At 38.4% G+C, this 22,142-nt stretch carries 22 protein-coding genes; 7 read left to right on the forward strand and 15 right to left on the reverse strand.

The window, feature by feature from the left end; translation table 11 throughout:
- Positions 1-62: 62 nt before the first annotated feature.
- From PO903_RS17145 to PO903_RS17155, 3 genes are all read right to left on the reverse strand, one after another.
- Positions 63-473: a spore coat protein GerQ gene (locus PO903_RS17145; protein WP_137221825.1), complete on the reverse strand. Its 411-nt coding sequence runs from the start codon at positions 471-473 to the stop codon at positions 63-65.
- Between the two features lie 180 nt (positions 474-653).
- The gene (locus tag PO903_RS17150; RefSeq protein ID WP_273594072.1) at positions 654-1,625 is read right to left on the reverse strand and encodes an SDR family NAD(P)-dependent oxidoreductase; all 972 of its coding nucleotides are present in this window, start codon (positions 1,623-1,625) and stop codon (positions 654-656) included.
- Between the two features lie 67 nt (positions 1,626-1,692).
- A complete protein-coding gene (locus PO903_RS17155; RefSeq protein ID WP_083243590.1) occupies positions 1,693-2,193 on the reverse strand; it encodes a MerR family transcriptional regulator in 501 nt (166 codons plus the stop codon).
- Between the two features lie 261 nt (positions 2,194-2,454).
- Between PO903_RS17155 and PO903_RS17160 the strand changes: the two genes are divergently transcribed.
- The gene (locus PO903_RS17160; protein WP_069328810.1) at positions 2,455-3,648 is read left to right on the forward strand and encodes an LLM class flavin-dependent oxidoreductase; all 1,194 of its coding nucleotides are present in this window, start codon (positions 2,455-2,457) and stop codon (positions 3,646-3,648) included.
- 118 nt (positions 3,649-3,766) lie between these two features.
- Here PO903_RS17160 and PO903_RS17165 read toward each other — a convergent pair whose 3' ends face one another.
- From PO903_RS17165 to PO903_RS17175, 3 genes are all read right to left on the reverse strand, one after another.
- Positions 3,767-4,513, reverse strand: coding sequence for an SDR family NAD(P)-dependent oxidoreductase (locus PO903_RS17165; RefSeq protein WP_273594073.1), 747 nt, complete (start codon positions 4,511-4,513; stop codon positions 3,767-3,769).
- 261 nt (positions 4,514-4,774) lie between these two features.
- Positions 4,775-4,951 carry a hypothetical protein gene (locus PO903_RS17170; protein ID WP_175425211.1) on the reverse strand — a complete coding sequence of 59 codons (177 nt, stop codon included), beginning with the start codon at positions 4,949-4,951 and terminating at the stop codon, positions 4,775-4,777.
- A gap of 213 nt (positions 4,952-5,164) precedes the next feature.
- The gene (locus PO903_RS17175; RefSeq protein ID WP_069328808.1) at positions 5,165-6,478 is read right to left on the reverse strand and encodes a WD40/YVTN/BNR-like repeat-containing protein; all 1,314 of its coding nucleotides are present in this window, start codon (positions 6,476-6,478) and stop codon (positions 5,165-5,167) included.
- Between the two features lie 250 nt (positions 6,479-6,728).
- Between PO903_RS17175 and PO903_RS17180 the strand changes: the two genes are divergently transcribed.
- The gene (locus tag PO903_RS17180; protein WP_069328807.1) at positions 6,729-7,664 is read left to right on the forward strand and encodes an L-lactate dehydrogenase; all 936 of its coding nucleotides are present in this window, start codon (positions 6,729-6,731) and stop codon (positions 7,662-7,664) included.
- A gap of 197 nt (positions 7,665-7,861) precedes the next feature.
- Here PO903_RS17180 and PO903_RS17185 read toward each other — a convergent pair whose 3' ends face one another.
- The 4 genes from PO903_RS17185 to bcaP all read right to left on the reverse strand — a co-directional run bounded on the left by PO903_RS17185 (position 7,862) and on the right by bcaP (position 12,274).
- Entirely contained in the window at positions 7,862-8,962 is a 1,101-nt protein-coding gene (locus tag PO903_RS17185; protein ID WP_273594074.1) for a DUF3900 domain-containing protein, read from the reverse strand.
- An 87-nt stretch (positions 8,963-9,049) separates the two neighbouring features.
- Positions 9,050-10,030: a DMT family transporter gene (locus PO903_RS17190; protein ID WP_273594075.1), complete on the reverse strand. Its 981-nt coding sequence runs from the start codon at positions 10,028-10,030 to the stop codon at positions 9,050-9,052.
- The gene (locus PO903_RS17195) at positions 10,027-10,719 is read right to left on the reverse strand and encodes a GntR family transcriptional regulator (RefSeq protein WP_273594076.1); all 693 of its coding nucleotides are present in this window, start codon (positions 10,717-10,719) and stop codon (positions 10,027-10,029) included. Before PO903_RS17195 ends, PO903_RS17190 begins: the two co-directional genes overlap by 4 nt.
- Before the next feature lie 136 nt (positions 10,720-10,855).
- The gene (gene bcaP, locus PO903_RS17200) at positions 10,856-12,274 is read right to left on the reverse strand and encodes a branched-chain amino acid transporter BcaP (RefSeq protein WP_069328804.1); all 1,419 of its coding nucleotides are present in this window, start codon (positions 12,272-12,274) and stop codon (positions 10,856-10,858) included.
- A 285-nt stretch (positions 12,275-12,559) separates the two neighbouring features.
- Here bcaP and PO903_RS17205 point away from each other — a divergent pair, with 285 nt between their 5' ends.
- Positions 12,560-13,534 carry an arsenic resistance protein gene (locus tag PO903_RS17205; RefSeq protein ID WP_273594077.1) on the forward strand — a complete coding sequence of 325 codons (975 nt, stop codon included), beginning with the start codon at positions 12,560-12,562 and terminating at the stop codon, positions 13,532-13,534.
- Positions 13,535-13,620: 86 nt separating this feature from the next.
- Here the strand turns inward: PO903_RS17205 and PO903_RS17210 are convergent, their stop codons facing one another.
- Positions 13,621-14,565, reverse strand: coding sequence for a tyrosine-type recombinase/integrase (locus tag PO903_RS17210; RefSeq protein WP_273594078.1), 945 nt, complete (start codon positions 14,563-14,565; stop codon positions 13,621-13,623).
- 247 nt (positions 14,566-14,812) lie between these two features.
- Here PO903_RS17210 and PO903_RS17215 point away from each other — a divergent pair, with 247 nt between their 5' ends.
- Entirely contained in the window at positions 14,813-15,766 is a 954-nt protein-coding gene (locus PO903_RS17215) for an alpha/beta hydrolase (RefSeq protein ID WP_069328801.1), read from the forward strand.
- A gap of 426 nt (positions 15,767-16,192) precedes the next feature.
- On the opposite strand, the gene PO903_RS17220 is transcribed toward PO903_RS17215, so the two are convergent.
- Positions 16,193-16,798 (reverse strand): TetR/AcrR family transcriptional regulator, encoded by a 606-nt coding sequence (locus PO903_RS17220; RefSeq protein ID WP_069328800.1) that lies wholly within the window; start codon positions 16,796-16,798, stop codon positions 16,193-16,195.
- A 237-nt stretch (positions 16,799-17,035) separates the two neighbouring features.
- On the opposite strand from PO903_RS17220, the gene aiiA reads away from it, so the two are divergent.
- Positions 17,036-17,791, forward strand: coding sequence for a quorum-quenching N-acyl homoserine lactonase AiiA (gene aiiA, locus PO903_RS17225; RefSeq protein ID WP_273594079.1), 756 nt, complete (start codon positions 17,036-17,038; stop codon positions 17,789-17,791).
- Between the two features lie 110 nt (positions 17,792-17,901).
- Here the strand turns inward: aiiA and PO903_RS17230 are convergent, their stop codons facing one another.
- Entirely contained in the window at positions 17,902-18,261 is a 360-nt protein-coding gene (locus PO903_RS17230) for a hypothetical protein (RefSeq protein WP_137221801.1), read from the reverse strand.
- A gap of 295 nt (positions 18,262-18,556) precedes the next feature.
- The gene (locus PO903_RS17235; protein WP_273594080.1) at positions 18,557-18,775 is read right to left on the reverse strand and encodes a hypothetical protein; all 219 of its coding nucleotides are present in this window, start codon (positions 18,773-18,775) and stop codon (positions 18,557-18,559) included.
- A 648-nt stretch (positions 18,776-19,423) separates the two neighbouring features.
- On the opposite strand from PO903_RS17235, the gene PO903_RS17240 reads away from it, so the two are divergent.
- A complete protein-coding gene (locus PO903_RS17240) occupies positions 19,424-20,413 on the forward strand; it encodes an AraC family transcriptional regulator (protein WP_273594081.1) in 990 nt (329 codons plus the stop codon).
- Positions 20,414-20,721: 308 nt separating this feature from the next.
- On the forward strand, positions 20,722-21,624 hold the full coding sequence (locus PO903_RS17245) for an SDR family oxidoreductase (protein ID WP_273594082.1): 903 nt from the start codon (positions 20,722-20,724) through the stop codon (positions 21,622-21,624).
- Between the two features lie 272 nt (positions 21,625-21,896).
- Here PO903_RS17245 and PO903_RS17250 read toward each other — a convergent pair.
- The coding region (locus PO903_RS17250; protein WP_273594083.1) for a tetratricopeptide repeat protein at positions 21,897-22,142 on the reverse strand (246 nt) is incomplete at its 5' end.

Consider the following 22,142-nt stretch of genomic DNA (forward strand, 5'->3'; position numbering starts at 1 on the left):
TCAATGGTTGCTCTTAACCACTGGATTAGCGCTTCTTTTTTTTACTTTAGTATTAATCTATTTTACATCCGTGATGATGGTGCATGAATAGAAGGCGTTTGCCCTGAAATATGTGTGTATGCACCTGTAGGTTCGATAAACACAGCATAATCTAATGAAGTTAACGGTAGCACATGACGTAGGCCGGTATTGAGATCACGAATAACAATATGATCTTCTCCTGTCGCTTCTAATAAGCCACGATAGTCGCTATGCATCACTTCACGACCAGGGATCATATAGAACATACCGTTTTTCCCTAGATTGTTCTGTAGCTTTTGATGTAATGACAGATCAGTAGTCCTTGTATTTGAAAGATTCGCTGGACGAATAGTCGATGAAATGTAGTTATTGATTTGAGTCGGAATATGTTCCATGCCAGCATAGCCGTGCTCAGTTCGATAAGCGACCGGACGATAAGGTTGAGTCAACATGATTGCATTCCTCCCAATATTTTGAAATAGGTAGATACTCTAACTCTTAATATTACCCTTTTCTCTGTAGCTCCAATCGTATCTTTGAGGAGAGCGTCAAATAAAAAAAGGCACATCGCTGGTATTTCTACCGGGATATGCCTTTTGAGATTGATTTATTTTATAGTCATCCTGCTTGATTTAAGAAAGAGATGCTCCGGTCAAAGTAACCGATAGATCCCATAGACGTTTGGCTTGATCCGAATCCATAGCATACTCTTTCACGCCAACAGAAGGTACACCTTCGACAGCAGGTTCTGCAATATCGCAATCTTCACAGTATACGCCACCTTTACCTTCTAACTGTGGAGAAGTAGCTGCCCAGAGTTGAGTTGCCGCTCCCTGTTCAGGTGTTTTGAAAGCAGAGTTTACTCCATTACCATCTTCATCGATCCATTTCAAAGCTACCATTTCTTCTTTAGGTAAATGGCGTTGAAGTGGTGTCAAAATGCCACCCGGATGAACAGAGAAAGCACGTACCCCTTGTTCACTTCCACGGCGATCCAGTTCTACTGCGAATAAAGCATTAGCTGTTTTGGCTTGACCATATGCTTCAAACTTCTGATAGTTACCTTCAAAATTAATATTGTCCCAACGAATAGGTGAAATGTGATGCCCTGCGGAAGAAGTAGCTACTACTCTTGCACCTTCTCCTGCGGTAAGTGCAGACCAGATCAAGTTGATCAACGTAAAGTGACCTAGATGATTGGTTGCAAATTGTAATTCCCAGCCTGGACCTACACGAGTCTCAGGGCAAGCCATCACGCCAGCATTTAGAATCGCTATGTCAATACTACGTCCACTCTCTAACAATCGACCTGCAAAAGCACGTACACTATCTAGATCGGATAGATCCAGTTCATCCACTTCGACATGTTCTAATCCTTGAAGCGCTTCATTAGCTACATCCGGGCGACGAGCAGGCACGATAACAAAAGCTCCTGCTTGTATGAGAGCACGTGTTGTTTCAAGTCCAAGACCGGAGTATCCGCCTGTAACTAAAGCCGTTTTGCCTGTAAGATCAATACCTTGCAATACTTCACTTGCTGTACTGTCATGTCCAAATCCTGAGTTGATGTTGTGTTGAGCTGTTTTCACATAAGAATGTTCCATATTATTTCTCTCCTCTTCATCGTTGATACTCTTACTGTACAAGCTAGAGTTCACTCTAGGTCAAGTCTCATTTATCACAAATATTGATTTGTGTGTGAGATGACTTGCTGTGAGGATGATCTGTCGATGCTTCTGAAGCAGTGAGGTGTTGATTTTCCCACGTTTGTTCAGGCTCATTACGATTGAGGTGTTTCTCATAGACATTGGTCTTGAGTGTGATGACTTCCAGACAATCGTTCAAATGCTCCATCTGACTGACCACTCGTTGTTGATGTTCTTTCAAAATATCCAACCGTTCATGTTCATTACCCGGACCCATACGTACCAGTTCAGCAAAACGACGAATCTGAGCGATTGGCATACCTGAAGCACGTAGACGTGTACAAATGTAAAGCCATTCTACATCGACTTCACTATATCGCCGTCGTCCTCCTTCATCTCTAGCAATACGTGTAGATAACAATAAACCTTCCCGCTCATAAAAACGGAGTGAATGTACGCTAAGACCTGAACGTTCTGCAACTTCCCCTATACTGAGCTGATTCTTCTGCTCTAAGTCAGTACTCATAATAACATTCTCCTTTATCAATCCTAGTCGATGTGATGTATAAATGATCACCAATACTTTGATTTCTATCTTAACTCAAGCGTTCGCCTTTCACCACTAATGCGACAGATAGAATGAATTTGAAACAATTGACACACCTGAGCGAAAATGCTAGTATCATTTATACCAAGTATGTTTGTCGGATTAGTCTATTAAATGATGAAATTAAGCGATACACCCTATATAAATCTATCTATACTATCTTTTAAAGGAGATATTACGATGTCAACATCTGATCATATTCAGCGGGATGAAGTAGAATTTGGCTGGTTTTTACCTACAATGGGAGACGGAACACGTTTTGGACAAGATTCTGAACGTCCTCCAACCCTTGAATATTTAACTAATGTTGCCCAGACTGCTGAAAAAGCAGGTTTTGAATTTGCTTTGATCCCTACAGGCGGTGCATGTCTGGACTCTTGGGTGGTAGGATCAGCTATTATCGGTGCAACTACAACCTTAAAACCTCTTGTCGCTCTTCGCCCGGGATTGATTGCTCCTGTGTTAGCAGCACGTATGGCAGCTGCTTTGGATAATCTATCCGGTGGCCGAGCACGTATTAATATTGTGACAGGAAGCTCTCCTGATGATCTTGAAGAACTGGGTGATCCACTTGCGCGCGCTCATGACGAGAAGTATGCGCGTACTCGTGAATATGTGCATATTATGAAAAGTGTATGGGAACAAGCAGCGGGTCTTTCTTCAACAGAATTCGGCAATACAGGTCATTCAGCAGTTACCAATCACAAAGTGGATTTTCAAGGCGAATACTATGAATTAAAAGGGGGTACAAGTCGCCCTGCTACGGTACAAAAGCCTACTCTTCCTATTTACTTCGGTGGTAGTTCGGCAAAGGCCAAATCGGTTGGTGCAGAGTATTCAGATGTATTTCTAATGTGGGGCGAGCCTCTTGATATGATTCGTGAACAAGTACAAGAACTTGAACAAGCTCAAGCCGCATATGCCCGAGAACATGGTAGTGTTCGTCCACTTCGTATCGGAATGCGTGCTCAAGTCTTAGTGCGTGATACTGAAGAAGAAGCTTGGGAAGCCGCACGTAATCTAATTAAAGATATCGATCCTGCTACGATCGAACGTGCCAAAGCGTCATTCAGCCAAACAGGAGCCACCGGACAAAATCGTCAAAATCAGATTCGTGATGCAGCCGCACAAAATGACTTTGTTGTCGGCCCTAACCTCTGGGCGGGATTATCTAATCTTCGTTCAGGTGGAGCTTTGATGTTTGTCGGTACTCCTGATCAAGTATCTGACCGTTTGATGGAATATGCGGAGATTGGGATTACATCCTTTATCTTATCGAGCTATCCTCATTTAGAAGAAGCACAGATTTTTGGTGAAAGTACATTGCCTTTATTTAAAGAAAAATGGAGCAATCGCTTAGTCGCTTCGAATTAAGGACGATGAAGTCTGTTAGCTAATCATGAACTACGAATTTTATGTCTTGATATAACAAAAACAGGTGCGATCTATTCGCACCTGTTTTTGTCATGCTTATAAGTATGCTCTAGCTCATCTATTCAACATAGATCATTTTACGTGTCATTCCACCATCTACAATCAATTCAGCACCGGTAATAAATGAATTTTCTGGATCGGTTAAAAATAAACAGGTTCTCGCTACATCTTCAGGTGTGCCTACACGTCCTGCTGGATGTTGTGCATGGTCTTCTTTCGTCAGAGCATTATAGTCGCCTGTCTCAATCCAGCCCGGGCTAATCGCATTCACGGTAATATGATCAGGCCCTAGCGATACAGATAGAGCATGGGTGATCGCTGTAATACCACCTTTTGAAGCCGCATATGCTTCAGAATGAGGCTCAGACATATGAGCACGTGTTGAAGAAATATTAACAATAGAACCTCCTGTATGATCACGCATCACTTTAGCGGCTTCGCGGGATACTAAGAAACAAGCTCTCACATTCGTATTCATTACATCGTCCCACTCGTCCAAAGTCAGTTCGTAAGGCGATTTCCAACGAGACACCCCTGCGTTATTAATAACAATATCAATCTGTCCGGTTGTATTCACAATCTCCTGTATCGTGGCTATAACGTCTTCTTCTCGACGTACATCACAAGGTAAAAAGTGCGCTTGTCCTCCGCTCTCACGGATAACTGCTGCGGCTGAAGCACCTTCAGGTTCTAACGTATCGGTCAAAAACACAGTAGCGCCTTCTGCGGCATAACGTTCTGCTACAGCTTTACCGATTCCTTTGGCTGCACCTGTGACAATAACCGTTTTCGAAGCATATTTCATAAGATATCTCCCTTTGAGTTCGTATATGAGTATGATGAATCTATACTGCTTATTCAACGATTGAGAGAATTAAGAAACATGACCTCTTATACGACCGGTACTATTCTATGTAAATACAAAGGTATCACTTATGTCCAAAAGGATCAGAAATGATAAAGGAACACACTTCTTATTGATCAGCGAAGTGTGTTCCTTTATGAAGTGCCTATAGATAATCCATCTGAATGTCTGGCTTGGATAATAGATAATCTTATGAACCGATTATGCATAATACGCTTGTAAAAGCTCCTGAGTATCATCTTTAGCGGCATCCAATACACCTTGATCTGCCCAACATGCACGACAAGCTTCTTCTTCTCGACATTCATTAGCATCCAAGCAAGTGTAGCAAAGGTTCATGTAAAAGTTAGTAAGGTTTTCATTAGTATTGTTTCTCATCTCAATCATCTCCTTGTTTTTTCTACATCCCAAGCATAACCGATTCAAAAGTATATTAATGTGATTTATTTCACAATCAATAAAGAATTTTAAATTATTTTTTGATTTTATAAAAAGAAAGTATTCTAACGAGAAAAAAGGATCACCTTTGCTACCTTTAGACGGGTTCGCAAAGCAGATCCTTTGTATATCATTCTTATTTATGATTGTATTTTATAAAACATGCCATGTTTTGCCACCATCGGTAGTCTGCATCAGTAGTGAACGTCGTTCTTCATTTTTGGCAACTAATAACCAACCTACATTTGCAGAAAAGAATTGCAATTTGGCTAACTCTGGATAATTATTCAATGTTCTTTGTAACGTATTATTGACAGGTAATGCTGTCCATGTCTTGCCTTGGTTGGTTGTACGATAGACTACCCCGTCAACTACAGACCATCCTATTTTGTTATTCAAAAAAGTAGGACCCATCGACTGATTAACACCAGTTTGAGCTTTTAACGCAAATGGAGCAAAGTTCCATGTCTTGCCTGCATCATTGGTAAAATAGCCATTGTAGCTTGTCTGGTTATCGGTTACACAACCAATATTCATCCAACCAGCTGTTTTGCTGTCACCAAAAAATTGAGGTTTCCCTGTGGTCAAAGCATGACAATTCGACATTTTGGTATTTTTCTCAAAGTCAGGCCCTGATTTCCACGTTTTGCCGGAATCACTTGTCATATAAAGATGAGGCTTACCTTGTTGTTCTAACGTCACAAATCCATGATCACGATCTCTAAAAGACATGCCTACAAGCTTCCCGAATTTAGGAATAGCTTGCGTTGCTAACCCTTTAGCTTCATAGATACCTGTGTTTTGCATCACTTTTTCCCATGTATTACCGCCATCTTTGGTAATATAGAGTACTTTTTCCTGCTGATCTTCTGCACTATTGGCTGAATCTGAAGAAGCCAGTGCCCAACCCATTTTACTATCCATAAAATAAATACCTAATACATTTACTTCATCATCCAATGTAGCAAAATTCCAGTTCTGTCCGCCATCGGTTGTATGCAGAATTAAGGTTTCGCCTACACCTGATGCATTGCGAACGACCCAACCATTATTTTGATTTAAGAAAAAGATATCTTTGCCATACGTAGGCGGTTCTGAAAATGTAACGGTCTGAGCGGGTGATACATTATCCCATGTGCCTCCACTATCTTGCGTCACATAGATACGCAGTTCATTACGGGTAACCCCCCATGCTAGACCTGCACTTGCGCTTAATAATTGAAAGTCTGTTAATCGGGTCTGAATTTTATAACCTTTTTCAGCAGGAGCCCCCTGCTTCGTATCTGATGTTGCTGTATGGTTAAGGGTTATGGTCTGCCCTTGATCTTCAGTTTGAATTTTTTTGAGTTCTTGAGATGACGCTTTGTCTGCTGCTGGATCATAGTCACTTGTAGATGATTGACAAGCAGTAAGGACAAAAATAAGCGTAATCCATATAAAGAGCGCTTTGCGCATCGATCGTTTCATTCTTTCTCTCCTTTCACGCTTACATTAAGCAATTTGTGATTCCGATGTTTGATAACCCTTATAAGAGTAAACCATAATGAACAGAGGTTGTTTACAGAAAAGTTACAAGCCATTACAGATTTTGCGATTTTTGCAATGCTCCATACCATTTTTTGGACTTTCTTTTCTGTGATCCTTTTTACATTGGTCGCGCTTTCCGTTACAATAGTAGCGAATCTGTAATATAGATTAAAGAAGGAGATGATAAAAAATGACAGTATCTGAATCTGTATCCAAGCCCCACCGTGTCGTTGTTATTGGCACAGGAGCCGTAGGCTCCACAACCGCTTATACCCTTTTACTCCACAAGAGAATGTCTGAACTCGTCTTTATTGATGCGAATCACAACAAAGCTCTTGGCGAAGCACTCGATATGAACCATGGACTCCCATTCGTTGGCGGCGTCAAACTATGGGCAGGTGATTATTCGGATTGCAAAGACGCAGATATTATCATTATTGCTGCCGGTTCCAATCAGCGTCCAGGGGAAACCCGGATCGACTTATTGAATCGGAACTCAGCCATCTTCGAAGATATTATTTCGAATATTACGAAATATAATAATAGCGGTATTCTACTTATTGCTACCAATCCAGTAGATATACTCAGTTATGTATCATGGAAAAAGAGCGGTTGGCCATCTAACCGTGTTATTGGCTCCGGTACATTACTTGATAGCGCACGCTTCCGTTATTTAATTGGTAAAGAAAAAGGCATTGATCCTCGCAGTATTCATGCTCATATTATTGGGGAGCATGGTGATTCCGAGTTGCCTGTATGGAGTCTGTCTAATATTGCAGGAGCTCCACTGAACTTTGAAGAAGACAAGCAAAAAGAAATCTTTGAAAACACCAAAAATGCAGCTTACGAAATCATCAATGCTAAAGGATCTACTTCGTATGCGATTGCACTAGCACTTGACCGCATTGTAGCGGCTATTTTGCAAAATGAACACGCTGTATTGAACGTCTCTTCTTTGCTTGAAGATTATCATGGCATCTCTGACGTATATCTGGGTGTACCTGCGATTGTCGGTAGAGATGGTATCCAAGCCAAATTGCCTATTCCTATGAATGAGCATGAAGAAGAATTACTACGCGCTTCTGCTACAAAGTTAAAAGATCAGATTGCACAGTTAGATATTTAAGTTGAATCAGAGATAGATCCTGAAGTGATATATAATTAACTATAGACTATCTTGTATTCATATGACAAATCTCTAACGAATATTGATGTACAGATAAACTGAATAATTCAAAAATAATATAAAAAAGTGGATTTAGGGATAAGACCCTGAATCCACTTTTTTATGTATACAATAATGATTGTCTAATGATCACTTGATCAATAAGGAATATCATCGTCACGTTCAGGTGTTTCATTCGTCCGATCCACTAAGCGTCTTGCCACCACTTCAAAAGGCTCCGGCTGTAACAGTTCTACAGGTGAAAATCCTTTATCAAACGTAAACGCATCGCCTTCAATCACCATAGCATAATGATCACCTAACTTGGCAATATGCAGTCGATATCCATAATCAGCAAGCAATCCACGAATACTGGTATCTCCTAGCTTCATTTTGATCTCGATCTCTGGCTTAATCTCCACAATACGCTCTGCGGCTTCGATCACATGTTGCGGTTCCCATTTTTCTTGAATATCCCGCTTTTCACTGGCTGCCCATAGTTCTAGATCATGCTCTTCTTGCTGGCGTTCTAGATTGGTGGCATCCGGCCACTTTTCTTCAACATATGTCTGTACATAATCCATCACTCGTTCATTGACAATCTCAGGAATCGATTGCTCATACGTGATAAATTTCAAAAAGTCTTCAAAATAACGGGCATGAGAAGATTGATGAATTTTAAGCTCCCATTCTTCGATCATACCTTCTTCTGGCATATGCGGGTATTGGATTGATTTCATATTGCGGGCGCTAATCGCCATCTCGACTTCGCTAATCAGACTACGTTCATCCGAGATACGGGCGATACGCTGTTCAAAATCACATTTCATCACAAAAATAAACGGATCATCAAAATGCGTATCTAGCTTGGCTTGTGTAATAATCAAAGCTCCACCACGAACTGAACTTGTCTCCAGATAGCTACGTACCAGATCATCACATGCATTTTTGAAATCTTCTTTATTATCAACTGCTCTTAGACGAGTAAATAAATTGTAATTGGGATTGCTGGTCAGCTCATGTCCCGGCTCCACTAAAAACGTACCAATCTTAGTAGGCGGCTGTTCTGTACCCGGATTTTTTTCAACTTTCCGTTTGGCTGTACGACCAAATTCAGCATGTAGAAATTTTTTGATCTCGCTTTCTTCATACTCATCTTCATTGAGTGTTTGATAATGTTTGTAGTTTTTGTTAGTTTGTCCTTCTTTACCTTCAACTTGCAGAACAAAAAAAGATAAAAATTGAATATCAAATCGCATAATAAACTCCTTTAATCTCGCTCAATTAGTCTATATATCATTGTGAATTGAATATTGAAGCATGAATAGTATATGTTATTTCCGGAATCAAGTGACAGGATGATTAGACTTATGCTTACGGGAAATACCTGGCTCTCGAACCGACAATATAGCATTAACCGCCATACCCCCGATAACCAATATCAATCCTACCCACATGCCGAATGAAGACAACATAACACCTAGAAGTAGCCACTCACCTAATAAAGTAAAGATTACTTCTAACGCTTGCGTCGCTTCTACAGTCGCTAGACGTGCAGGATGATGCCTAACTTGATCGGTAGCACCAAAGAACAATACGGTTGCTACAACCCCGGAAAATAGAGCGACTAGAAATGTCTGACCTGTCTGAGCACCTGAAGGTAATCCAGATTGGATAGCACCAATACACGCTAGAATAATCCATACTGGAAGACTAGCTATACTCATTCCCAGTGTCCGCTGAAAAGCATCTAATCGCCCATCGCATACTTCCATCATTTTACGATTACCTAGCGGATAAGCAAAAGCCGCAATAGCAATCAATACAATACCTTGCCAGCTAGCACCTTCTGTGTGTTGTCTGACCTGTTCCCACTGCATTAATCCAATCCCTGTCAAAATAATTAGCGCTGCTAACATGCCTGCTCTTGGGATCTTTCCTCGTTCTTGAATCGGTCCTTGAGGCGTATAACGGACAAAGAAGAACAGTGGTGACATAATCATACCTGCAACAATCGTCATTTCAAAAGCCGCCGCAGTCAGCCAACCAGGTGAATAGATCGCCGCCGCACACATCGGTGCATAAAATAATCCAAATCCGATGGTACTCCATATCAACCACTGCACAGGCGACTTTTTCATTTCCACCCATAATCCAGTAAGATTACGGCGCAGAATAACCAGTATCGCTAATAACGGAATCATAAAAAAGTAACGTAGTGATGCGCTCCATAGCCAACTGCCTCCGCCCACTTCCATCGATCGATTCAGCACAAATGTAAACGCAAAAAAGAATGCCGCCGCTACGCCGATCAGTACAGCTTTCATGATGAACCTTGATCTGTAGAAGATGGAGAGTGATTACCAGAAGAAGCCAACCAACTCCCCAGACTCATCCAGTTCTGCTCCATCCGTGTAGCGGTTAATAATGAGTCCCCTGCTTCACTTGCTTCTATAATCAGTCGATGGTCTTCAGGTGAATGCGTATGATCAATACTGCTGAATTTAGCGTATTCTAATCGTCTGATCTTAGGCATCACACGGCTTAGTGCAGCTATAATCTCGGGATTATTCGCTTGTTGTATAAATACATCGTGAAATTGATCATCAGCTTGAATAGCCGCAGAAGCATCCTGTTGTTGAAGTGCCGTAATCAATTCTTGATTGAACTGTTTTAGCATATCATAATGTGGGGTCTGCAAGTAAGGAATAGATAAGCGTGCTGCCAATCCATGTAATACCGCTGCTACCGTAAAAGCATGTGCTGCCGCTTCTTCATATAAAGGAGCAACCCGTGTAACGGCTCCAGGAAAAGATTCAATTAATCCTTCATCCTCCAATCGCTTCAAAGCTTCACGCACTGGAGTACGGCTTACTCCGAATTGCGCGGCTAATTCATTATCATTGAGCTTCTGCTCAGGCAATAATTCTAAGGTCACAATACCTTGTTTGAGCGTATCATATACTTGATCACGCAACGTCGGACGACTTATTTTCTGAATTGATAGTTTTTTCATAAAACCAATATATTGCATATTACTTATAATCTCAATCTTTTTATTATCGTTATGGTTAATTCTGTTGCATAAAAAAACCTCTGAATTGTGGAATAGACCACCATTCAGAGGTTTTTGATTTAGATCGATTGGAATATTATTTGTTAGTATCACGATTTTTGCGATTTGGGTTTAATAGACTATGATTACGTCCATAAGCGAAGTAAATCAATAATCCAACAAACAACCAGATAAAGAATACAATCCAAGTTAATGGTGCAAGGCGAGTCATCAAGTATACACAGCCTAGTGCACTAATGATTGGAATCCAAGGCACCAATGGAACCCGGAATCCTTTTTTCAAGTTAGGGTGATTACGACGAAGTACAATGATCCCTAGACTAACTACAGCAAAAGCAAACAATGTACCGATATTGGTCAATTCAGCTAGATCCCCTAATGGGATAAAACCAGCGAAGATTGCGATAATGATACTTGCAATCCAAGTTCCTTTAGCTGGCGTCTGACCTTTACCACTAATTTTAGAAAAGACTGGAGACAACAGTCCATCACGTGACATCGAGTATAATAGACGACTCTGTCCATACATCATCACAAGCAATACGGTAGTAATCCCTGTAATAGCTCCCAATGATACGATCCAAGCTAGACCATTCAAATTAACAAATTCAAAAGCAAATGCTACTGGATCGCTAACGTTTAACATTTGATAAGGAACAATCCCTGTCAAAATCAATGAAACAATAATATACAATACCGTACAGATTGCTAATGAAGCAATAATACCGATTGGCAAGTCGCGTTGTGGACGTTTAACTTCTTCAGCGGCTGTAGAGACTGCATCAAATCCGATATAAGCAAAGAATACCGTCGCTGCACCTGTCGTTACACCTGCCATACCGAACGGTAGGAATGGATGCCAGTTCTCAGGTTGTACGTAGAATACACCTACACCGATAAAGATGAGAACAACGATCAATTTCACAGCAACCATAATTCCATTGGCACGTGCTGCTTCTTTGACTCCACGTGTGAGCAAGAATGCAATAATCAATGTAATCGCAGAAGCAATCACATCAAAGTATGTCCCTTTTTCTGGACTAAATGCACTGGTTAAGGCATGTGGGAGTTCTAATCCAAACCCTGATAATAGACTCTGGAAGTATCCAGACCATCCACTAGCTACTGCCGCACTAGCGAATCCATATTCCAGTATCAAGTCCCATCCTAGAATCCATGCAATAACTTCGCCGAAAGCTGTATAACTATATGTATACGCACTTCCTGAAGCCGGTACTGTTGAAGCAAATTCCGAATAACATAATGCGGCAAACGCACAGATAATACCTGCTAAAAGGAAAGAAAGTACTAATCCAGGACCTGCATATTTAGCAGCAGCTACACCTGTTAATACAAAAATCCCTGTTCCGATAATAGCCCCCACACCTAGCGTGGTTAGATCAAGAGCTCCTAATACTCTTTTCAGCCCTTTGTCTTCCGCTTCTGCTATAGGTTTACGTCTGAATAAAGAAGTCTGTTCTTTATTACTATTCATACACAAAATCCTTTCACTGTGAGGTATTATGACATTTTTTTATAATATTAAAGGACACCTATAAAAAACTACATAATACTACACTGTGATGCGTTGAATTAATAAATTTATTTATGAAAAATCGTTAAATTATGAGATAAAAGCTTTCATTGGCTTCATTTTGGGAAAAAGTTGATTCTTTTTTTGCTATAAACGAAGATAAGCAATCTTTGCTATGATACAAATAACGTGATTAAGATATGACTATAAGGAATAATGTCGTTATTAAAGGAGTAGGTTATACATATGATCACCCGTGAACAATTAGAACAGCAACAGATTTGGATCTACATTATTGTATTAATCATAGCTGCTGGATTGGGGTTATTCGTTCCTGATCTAATCTTGATATTGGATCATCCGATATTGATATCTATAGTGATCGCTATATTGATGTTTGGGATGTTTACTCAGATTCCTTTTCTAACTATACGAAAGTCTTTGGGTAATCGCCGTTTTATATTGGCTTTACTGACTGCTAATTATATAGCTGTACCGATCGTCGTCTGGGGATTATCTCAATTTCTTCCTCAGCAAGCCCCCTTATTATTAGGCGTATATCTGGTACTACTTACTCCATGTATTGATTATGTCATTGTGTTTACACATCTAGGAGGTGGCAATGAAAAAGCGGTTCTACTGGCAACGCCTATTCTTTTTGTCACCCAAATGGTTTTGTTACCGGTATACTTGTGGTTATTTATAGGAGAGAAAGCATCTGAAGTGGTCAATCCTACACCTTTTATCGAATCTTTTCTTATTATTATTGTTCTCCCTCTGATATTAGCAATTTGTCTGCAAGTTATGGCTAGTAAATCCAGACCGCGTGGATCATTACTGTTAGAAGGTTCAGCATGGATTCCTGTTCCATTGATGGCGTTGACCTTATTTATTATTGTAGCGTCACAGATCGGCAAGTTATCTATGTATGGAGACATGATTATTCAGGTTATTCCTATCTATATTGCTTTTCTATGTATTATGCCTTGGATTACGAAATGGATTGTACAATGGTTCAAATTAGACATAAGCTCAGGACGAGCTGTCATTTTCAGTGCTGGTACACGGAACTCTCTGGTTGTGCTTCCACTTGCCTTATCTTTGCCAGACAATTGGAGTACTTTAGTCGCTGCGATTATTGTAACGCAGACGATTGTGGAACTTGTCGGCGAACTCATCTATATTCGTGTAATTCCTCATTTTATTCTGCGTGACAAATAGAATCCAATATACAAAATAAGGATAGATCGTCGTGACACTAAACGATCTATCCTTATTTGCATGTTCAATAGTAGATATGCATACTATTATTTGATTTCAAAAGGAAGCTGTACGTCCAATTTGGAAATCGCTTCTTCTTTTTCTCGATTGCTTACATGTGTATAAATGGTTGTCGTCTGAATTGAGGAGTGACCTAACAACTCTTGTACTGTCCGTAGATCTGTACCTTGACGTAATAACATCGTTGCAAACGAATGTCGTAATTTGTGGCTGGAATACGGAAGCCGTTGCTCGGGTTCGATATGACTTTGAAAACGATCAAATGTATCTGTAGCGATCTGCTGAATATTTCGAATCGACAAACGTGTACCTTTTTGTGAAATAAATAGCGCACTTTCCCCATCTCTCCATGGAGATAATCGCTCTTCTATCGCTTGTTGTAAAATCGTCGCTACAGCATTCGGTACAGGGAGCGTACGCCATTTACGTCCTTTACCCAGTACTTGTAACGTGCCCCGTTCAGCATTGTAGTCGTTGAGATTGAGTCCATGAACTTCTCCAACCCGTAGCCCCATATACGCCATAAATAGAAAAATGGTCAAATTGCGAGTGCGATATTTGCCTTCTACCGATTGCATAAATTCAGTGATTTTGATTTCATCTAAGTAAACAGGTGCTTTATTATGTTCTGTTTTGGCTTTTTTTATCCCAAAAGCAGGATTATGTTCCGCCATTTCAAGTTCGATCAAAGCTTTGAAAAAACAACTTACTGCTGCATGCTTACGATTTCTAGTGGAATCACTAACACCACGTGTACGTGCGCTACTAAGAAAAGACAGCACATGACGCTTTTTCATTTCATCCAGTGGTTTGTTACGAATAGCATGGGAATTGAGAAACTCATATACATCGCTTAAATAAGACTTCTGTGTATAACGCGTATAACCCGCATCTTTCATCCAATCTGTAAAAGCTTCAATTTCTTCACTATATATAAAATCCTCTTCTTCGGATGCATACTTTGTATTCATCAGAGATCATTCATCCTTTCCTATAACCCACATCCTTTTTCTATTATACATCAACCTGTCGATATCGTTGAGACGCTACTGTTGAAATTAAAATGGGAAAAAGAGTGCATTCAGCGTTCTAACGTTTCAAACAGGGTAAAAATGAGTATAACTTATATAGAAACAAAACAGCGGCAAATTTTATTTTGTCAAATTAATTTATGGATATACACTACACTAAACTTCATGATGAAGAGGAGATTCTACGATGACCGAATTCAAAAAAGTTTATCTTGAACCTGCTGCTCAACAATTCGCAGACGACAATTCTAAGCCTCCATTTCTACCTGATCTAGGTCCAGAAAAAGGGCGCGAAACAGTAGATGAAGTACAGTCTGGTGAAGTATACAAACCAGAAGTTGATATCGAAGAACTTAATATTGCAGGTGGCCCGTCTGGTGAAGTATCGGTTCGTATTTTACGTCCAAAAAATGCTCCTGAGACGTTGCCTGTGTTGGTATATATTCATGGTGCAGGCTGGGTATTCGGTAATGCACATACCCATGATCGCTTAAGCCGTGAACTAGCAACAGGTGCTGAAGTGGCTGTAGTATTTGTTAATTATAGCCTTTCACCTGAGCATAAATATCCTACAGCAATTGAAGAAATCTATGCTGTGGTAGAATGGATTGCTAAAGAAGGTTCTACCAAAGGTCTGGATGCTTCCCGTCTATATGTAGGTGGCGACAGTGTTGGTGGTAACATGACAGCTGCAATCACTCTAATGGCGAAAGAACGTAGCGGCCCTACTATCCAAAAACAATTGTTGTTCTATCCAGTAACTGATGCTTCTTTTGATACTGAATCGTATCAACAATTTGCAGAAGGATATTTCTTACAACGTGATGGTATGAAATGGTTCTGGGATCAATATACAACCGATCCTAACGAACGTGCTCAAATTACAGCATCCCCTCTTCGTGCAACAACAGAGCAACTGAGTGGTCTACCAGAAGCATTGGTTATCACAGGTGAAGCTGATGTATTGCGTGATGAAGGTGAAGCTTATGCCAACAAATTGCGCGAAGCAGGCGTACCTGTTACAGCTGTGCGTTTCCAAGGTATTATTCATGACTTTGTGATGTTAAATGTACTCGCTGATACTAACGCTAAAAAAGGTGCGATCAAGCTAGCTACTACCTTCTTACGCGAAGGATTTTAATACAATTCAATCCAATTGCTGATACTAGTTATAAACGATACATGTTTGAATCAATTTAATAGATGTATTGAATAAGTAAATAGTACAATAAAAAAAGGATGTTCTTGAGTCTATCTTAGGCTTAAAGAACATCCTTTTTTGTTATAGATCACGGATTGTTAATAATAGATACAGTTAGCTGATAAAAAAACAAATCCAGACACAAAATGGGATCTGTTATTTAAGCATATACTATTTAGTTACATATTATTTATTATGTAAACAAATAGTATAAATTCATAAATGACTTTAAAAAGTTATTTTATTGCATCTATACAATCGAAATGAAAATACATCCTTTTTATATGTCTAAAAATAATCTATTTAATGTAGCACCCTATCTTTGGAAAAATCATTCACTAGAGAATATTCTTTTACACCTCTTCTTTACTTTACTTTCAGACCATCAATATAAAGTCTTCGTATCCCTTGCAAAATACGGTGCTTTTCAAATCCCTGATCGATCATATGAATATCTAGATTATGCAGAGCAGACATCAATGCTTCTACAGTATAGGCAATATCAATCTCTTCAATTTCATTGTTCTTTTGGGCTTGCTCTAACAGTCTTTGACAGCAATTACGCATCCACACATATAACGGCGATTGCATCGGACGATGTCCTGTTAAAGAACGACTAACATGGCATAACCATGGCGATTTCATTTCTAAAAAATCCGCAAATTGCTCAACAACACTATATAGTTGTTCTAAAGGTTGAGATTCTGCATGTGCCTTCAACCATTGATCCATCTGATCGAATAATGGCTGACATTCCTCTTTTACTACATCTATAGAAAGGTCATTAATCTCAGAATACCTTCTATATAGGCTTGCTTGCCCTACCCCTGCTGTTTTGGCAATCTGATGCATATTCACATCTTGTATGCCTCCATGCTGTATAAATAATTCACGTGCAGCTTGTATAATTTTACGTCGATTGACTTCTTCCCGGCTTAATTTGAGGCTAGCCGATTGAGTTGCTTCTTTCATATATATCAGTCTCCTTATTATCATCTAAATAAAATCTATGCTGATTTAATTGACAAACGGACAAATTGTCCGTTATAATTCTATTGTGGACAGTTTGTCCGTTAATTATAAAGAATTATTTATTAAGAAGCAATAAGTAGATATTTTAAACGGAATAAATAATCTTAATTACGTCATTTTAAGTTTTTCGTTATAAAATGACTTAGAATTTCAAATATAGAAATGGAGTGTTAAAGTATGATTCAAAAACTTTATTTTTTACAGATGGGTTATTGTGGATTAGATCAATCTGCTTTAAATGGTAATCTACCTACGGGTAAGATTATGTATGTGCCTGTATGGTCTTTTCTGCTCGAAACATCCGACGGGCCTATTTTAATAGATACAGGAATGCCAGATTCATTTGTAAATCAGCCCAATTATTATGCTGGAACACGTCGAGAAGGTAAATTAATACCTGATATGCAACCACAACATACTATGCCAGAAACGTTAAAACGTTTAGGTTATTCGATCAAAGACATTCAAGCTGTTATCAGTTCGCATCTCCATCTAGACCATGCAGGCGGTAATCATCATTTTCAAGATGTACCTATTTATGTACAGCGTGCCGAATATCATGAAGCGATCCATAATGAAGATTACTCGCCAATAGAATGTCGAGAACCCAATTTGAATTATCATTTGTTGGATGGAGATTATGAAGTTGCACCAGGTATTCAATTATTGTCTACTCCCGGTCATTCTGCGGGGCATCAATCTGTTCTACTGAATACTGAAAAATCCGGTTCTATTTTACTTACTGTTGATGTATCCTATACACGTGATAATTTTGAACGAGGTATCCCCTTTGCTGTTAAAGATGCACAACAAAATCAACAAGCGATCCAGCGTCTTCAACAAGTTATTCAAGATAAACAACCACAAATCGTTTTCTTTGGACATGATATAGAGCAAGCTAAACATCAACAAGTATATCCTTCATTTTTCTAAATGAATTATAATTAACATAATAATAATTATGTAAACTAAATAAAGAGAATGTAAAGAATAACACTCTCTTTGCCTCTAATATAAAGAAATCATACACTAAAAGAAATCCTTTACTTTCCACCAGCTTGACGAGAATTATAGAATTCAACTGCTTTTTGAATCAACTGTTGCATGGAACCGAAAGAAGTACTCTCTTTGACTTGACTATCCAACTGACCTTGAGGCACTTCTTTCACTTTATCTGCTGAATCTGTAGGAGATCCTACCCCTGCTTTTTGTAATAACTCTCCAATTGATTGAAATGGAGTATGCTTTTGCATAAACTCTGGTGTTAGTAATTTTTCTAAAGGTAGTTTTTGTACAATCTGATCCAACGGTAAATTTTTAGCTATTTCCATCAAACCACCCGGTGTTTTTGCTTTTTCAATCATTCCTTTAAGATCGCCCATTCCACCTAAATTAAATCCCATATTGATAAACCTCCTCTAAAAGTATTGTTCTATTCATTGAATAAAACTACATAATGATATAGTTATAAGAGGTACCCCTATAAAGTACGTCTTCATGTCTATTACCCTAATCTGTAGTTAGTGATTGACTATCATTTTTAATTACTATGTAAGGTTGTGTGAAACCCTATACTAGTTTACGTATTATTTATTATGTAAACTAGTAATAAAAAAACGAGATTATAACCACAACTAAATAAATAACGTTTATGTTTCTTGCATCAAGTTAATCTTGTTATTTATTTAGTTGTGATGATTATATAATTTCTAACATACGCTCCCATGAGTTCAGATACTCCAGTTCTTCTTCGACTCTTTGTGTTTCTTCTAGATCCGTATCTTCTTGATTCCATAATTCTTCTGTATCGGCAAATGCATTATTCATTAAAGGCGTAAACAACCATATCATTTTATCTGATATTCCCGCTTGTTGATACTCGTTAGATTGATTTGCTACATTATGAACATGACTCATTTTCAATCCATCTCCTTTTACACACTTTATATTTATGTCGACATGAAGTAAGCTTCCAATAAGATCATCTGACAAAATATTTATTTTCTTTTTTATATCATAATATAATCCACTCTTTTTCAAATCCGCTTAGAGGATGAATTATAAACTATAAAATATCATCCTCTAGATGGAGTTTATTTTTACAAAGTGTTGTATAGATTTAATACTACAATTACGAAAAGTGTACATAGATGAGAGAAGTATTCGTACATATCGAATAGATAGATTTTTGAAATTATTATGGTTTACATAATTTAAATTATGTATGATTCTGTATTTTTGAGTCTTTTTAATATATGGTATTATTTGTTAATGAATATGAGAAATAAGCTCTTTTTTATGCGGAATAGTGGTCGCATTATCTATTTCTAATCGATTTAAACATAAACAGCGTATAATTTATATTATACGCTGTTTTTTAGACGTTATATCGTACAATACAATCCAAGCTCATAGTAGATAACTACTCAAAAAACCTACTCTTTCTATCTGTATATTGTTTTCAGCACAAAAAAATATACATCGCTTGAAGAGTGTGTATAATAAAGATTATCGCTATATCGGTAAGATTCGGAATACACCACACCTAAGGAGTTACAGGTAAATATGAAAATCAATGATCTTCCTACATCTAAAATCAAAGATAATCATACATCTGTTGTATCATCAGATCCATATACTCGTGTACAGGATATAGAGACCGCCCAATTAGCCCATTTAATTTCTGTGCTTGCTCTTCATGAAGGAACGGTAGATTTAAGTAAATATATACCGGGATTACATGTCAGTCGCTACTCCTATATCACTCCAGATACAATCAAGACATTTTTTTCTACATCTCTCATTATTGTTGCTCAAGGTGCCAAAGCAATCACTATAGAAAATAGCGTTTTTTCTTTTGGCAAATCACAGATGATCTTACTTCCGATCGCTTTGCCATTGGATATCCAGATTACAGAGACCAGTCTTTCGCACCCTTATCTTGGAATTAAATTAGAATTAGATCCACAGAAATTAAGTGAACTGGTATTGAGATTGTACCCTAACGGACTTTCTACAACTCATCAACAAAGCAAAGGATATATCGCAAACACTGATTCCAGTATAATAAACGCCTCGATTCGCTTATTAGAATGTTTGCAAAATACTGAAGATCGTAACATGATTGCACCATTGATATTAGAAGAAATAATGATACGTGTATTGCGTAGCCCTATCGGATTGTCTATTGCTGAAACAGGATTTGGTGAGGTTGAAGTGCAACGAATCGCTAAAGTAATAGACTGGCTTCGTGATCACTTTTCACAACCAATCAAAGTTGCTGAATTAGCAGAACTTGCACATATGAGCGTTTCTTCGTTTCATGTGCATTTCAAATCAGTCACTTCGATGAGTCCATTACAATATCAAAAAACATTACGACTTCACGAAGCTAGACGTCTGATGTTAGCCAATTCTATTGATGCCAATACAGCGTGTCGATTAGTCGGCTATGTGAGTGATTCGCAATTCAGTCGCGATTATAGTCGGTGTTTCGGCAATCCACCGAGTCGGGATATAGCAAGATTACGACAAAACCCGCAAATGGTAGAATGATCTGTTTATCAAAAAATAATACACACTATTATTTTGCGACTCCTTGATCAGGATGCACAATATCAAAAGCTACTTCCAAAACTCATGGTGCTATTACTGTGATTTTTTTTATATTTGTAAAGAAATCGACCGGTATTAATAGTTATGAAACGATATTTGTAGAATCAGGCAAAAAGCGAAATGGAATAGACAATGATCGATATACAGCAAAAGCTATACTAAATGTATCTTGTAGCGACAAGAAAACAGTCAATAGGTAGCTAATTTTTCACATCATCATGCTATCTCATTTTAGGAGGAAATCAATTATGCGTATTTTTGTCATAGGGGCAACAGGATTTATCGGGTCAGCTATTGTAAAAGAATTAATCCACGCTGGACACGAAGTACTTGGACTTGCTCGTTCAGAAGAATCAGCAAACAAACTTACAGAATGGGGTGCTACAGTACAACGTGGTTCTTTAACAGATTTGGAAAGTTTGCGACAGGGTGTAGCTAAAACAGATGGTGTCATTCATGCTGCATTTATTCATGACTTTTCTGATGTGACATCTGCTGGAGAAATAGATCGACGTGCAATTGAAACGATAGGTGCTGAACTTGCTGGAACCAATCGACCATTTGTCGTTACATCGGTAATTGGACATCTTGCATCCAATCAGCTCGCTACTGAACACTCTTCACCTGATCGAAATTCAATGACCCAACACCGCTTTGCTTCTGAAGAGTTAGCATTATCCCTTTCTGCTCAGAATGTAAAAGTATCTGTGATTAGACTTCCACCTTCTGTTCATGGTGAGGGTGATACAGGTGGTTTTATTCCTGCTTTGATTCGCATAGCTCAAAGTAAAGGAGTATCTGCTTATATCGAAGAAGGAAATAATCATTGGCCTGCTGTTCATCGTTTAGATGCTGCACACCTTTATCGTTTAGCTGTGGAACAAGCTACTGCCGGTTCTATGTTACATGCTATTGCAGAGGAAGGCATTGTATTACGCGATATTGCTACAATCATCGGTCAACATTTGAATGTACCTGTCGTTAGCATCCCTACTACTCAAGCGAAAGAACATTTTGGTTGGCTAGCTCATTTCACTTCGATCAATATTCCTGCTTCAAGTCAAATCACGCAACAACAACTAGATTGGGAGCCTGTTCACTCTACACTGCTTGCCGATTTAGATAGAGATATGTATTTCAAAAGATTATAAAAGTAAATAATATGGATTAAGCAGCGAATACATTTTTCAATAATCTTCTTATTAACTATAGAAAAATTAGAAAATCTTTATAAATTGCTAATTTTATAACTAGTTCTATCGTTTGTAAACACTTTTTACAATTTTAAATTTTTAAAAAGAAAGAGAAGTATTCTGTATAGAATGGCTTCTCTTTTGTTTTTATTAAAACCCAATTTAGTAATAATTTAATATTTAATTAATCATAGTCTTTATTTGAATAAATATTATAATTATTAAATGATTTATTTTTCCATTTCATTAATCAAAATAGCTCGATTGTTATAAGCTTCATGAAATTCAGGATTCAATTCAAGAGCTTTATTGTAATCAGCTAAAGCTTTATCGTACACTCCCATTTCACTAAGTAAATTGGCTCGATTATTATAAGCTTTATAAAGTTCAGGATTCAATTCAAGAGCTTTATTATAGTCAGCTAAAGCTTTGTCCTGCTCTCCCATTTCACTAAGTAAACCGGCTCGATTATTATA

Origin of the sequence: Paenibacillus sp. PK4536 (assembly GCF_028594455.2) — a bacterium.
GTDB classification, from domain to species: domain Bacteria; phylum Bacillota; class Bacilli; order Paenibacillales; family Paenibacillaceae; genus Saccharibacillus; species Saccharibacillus nuruki.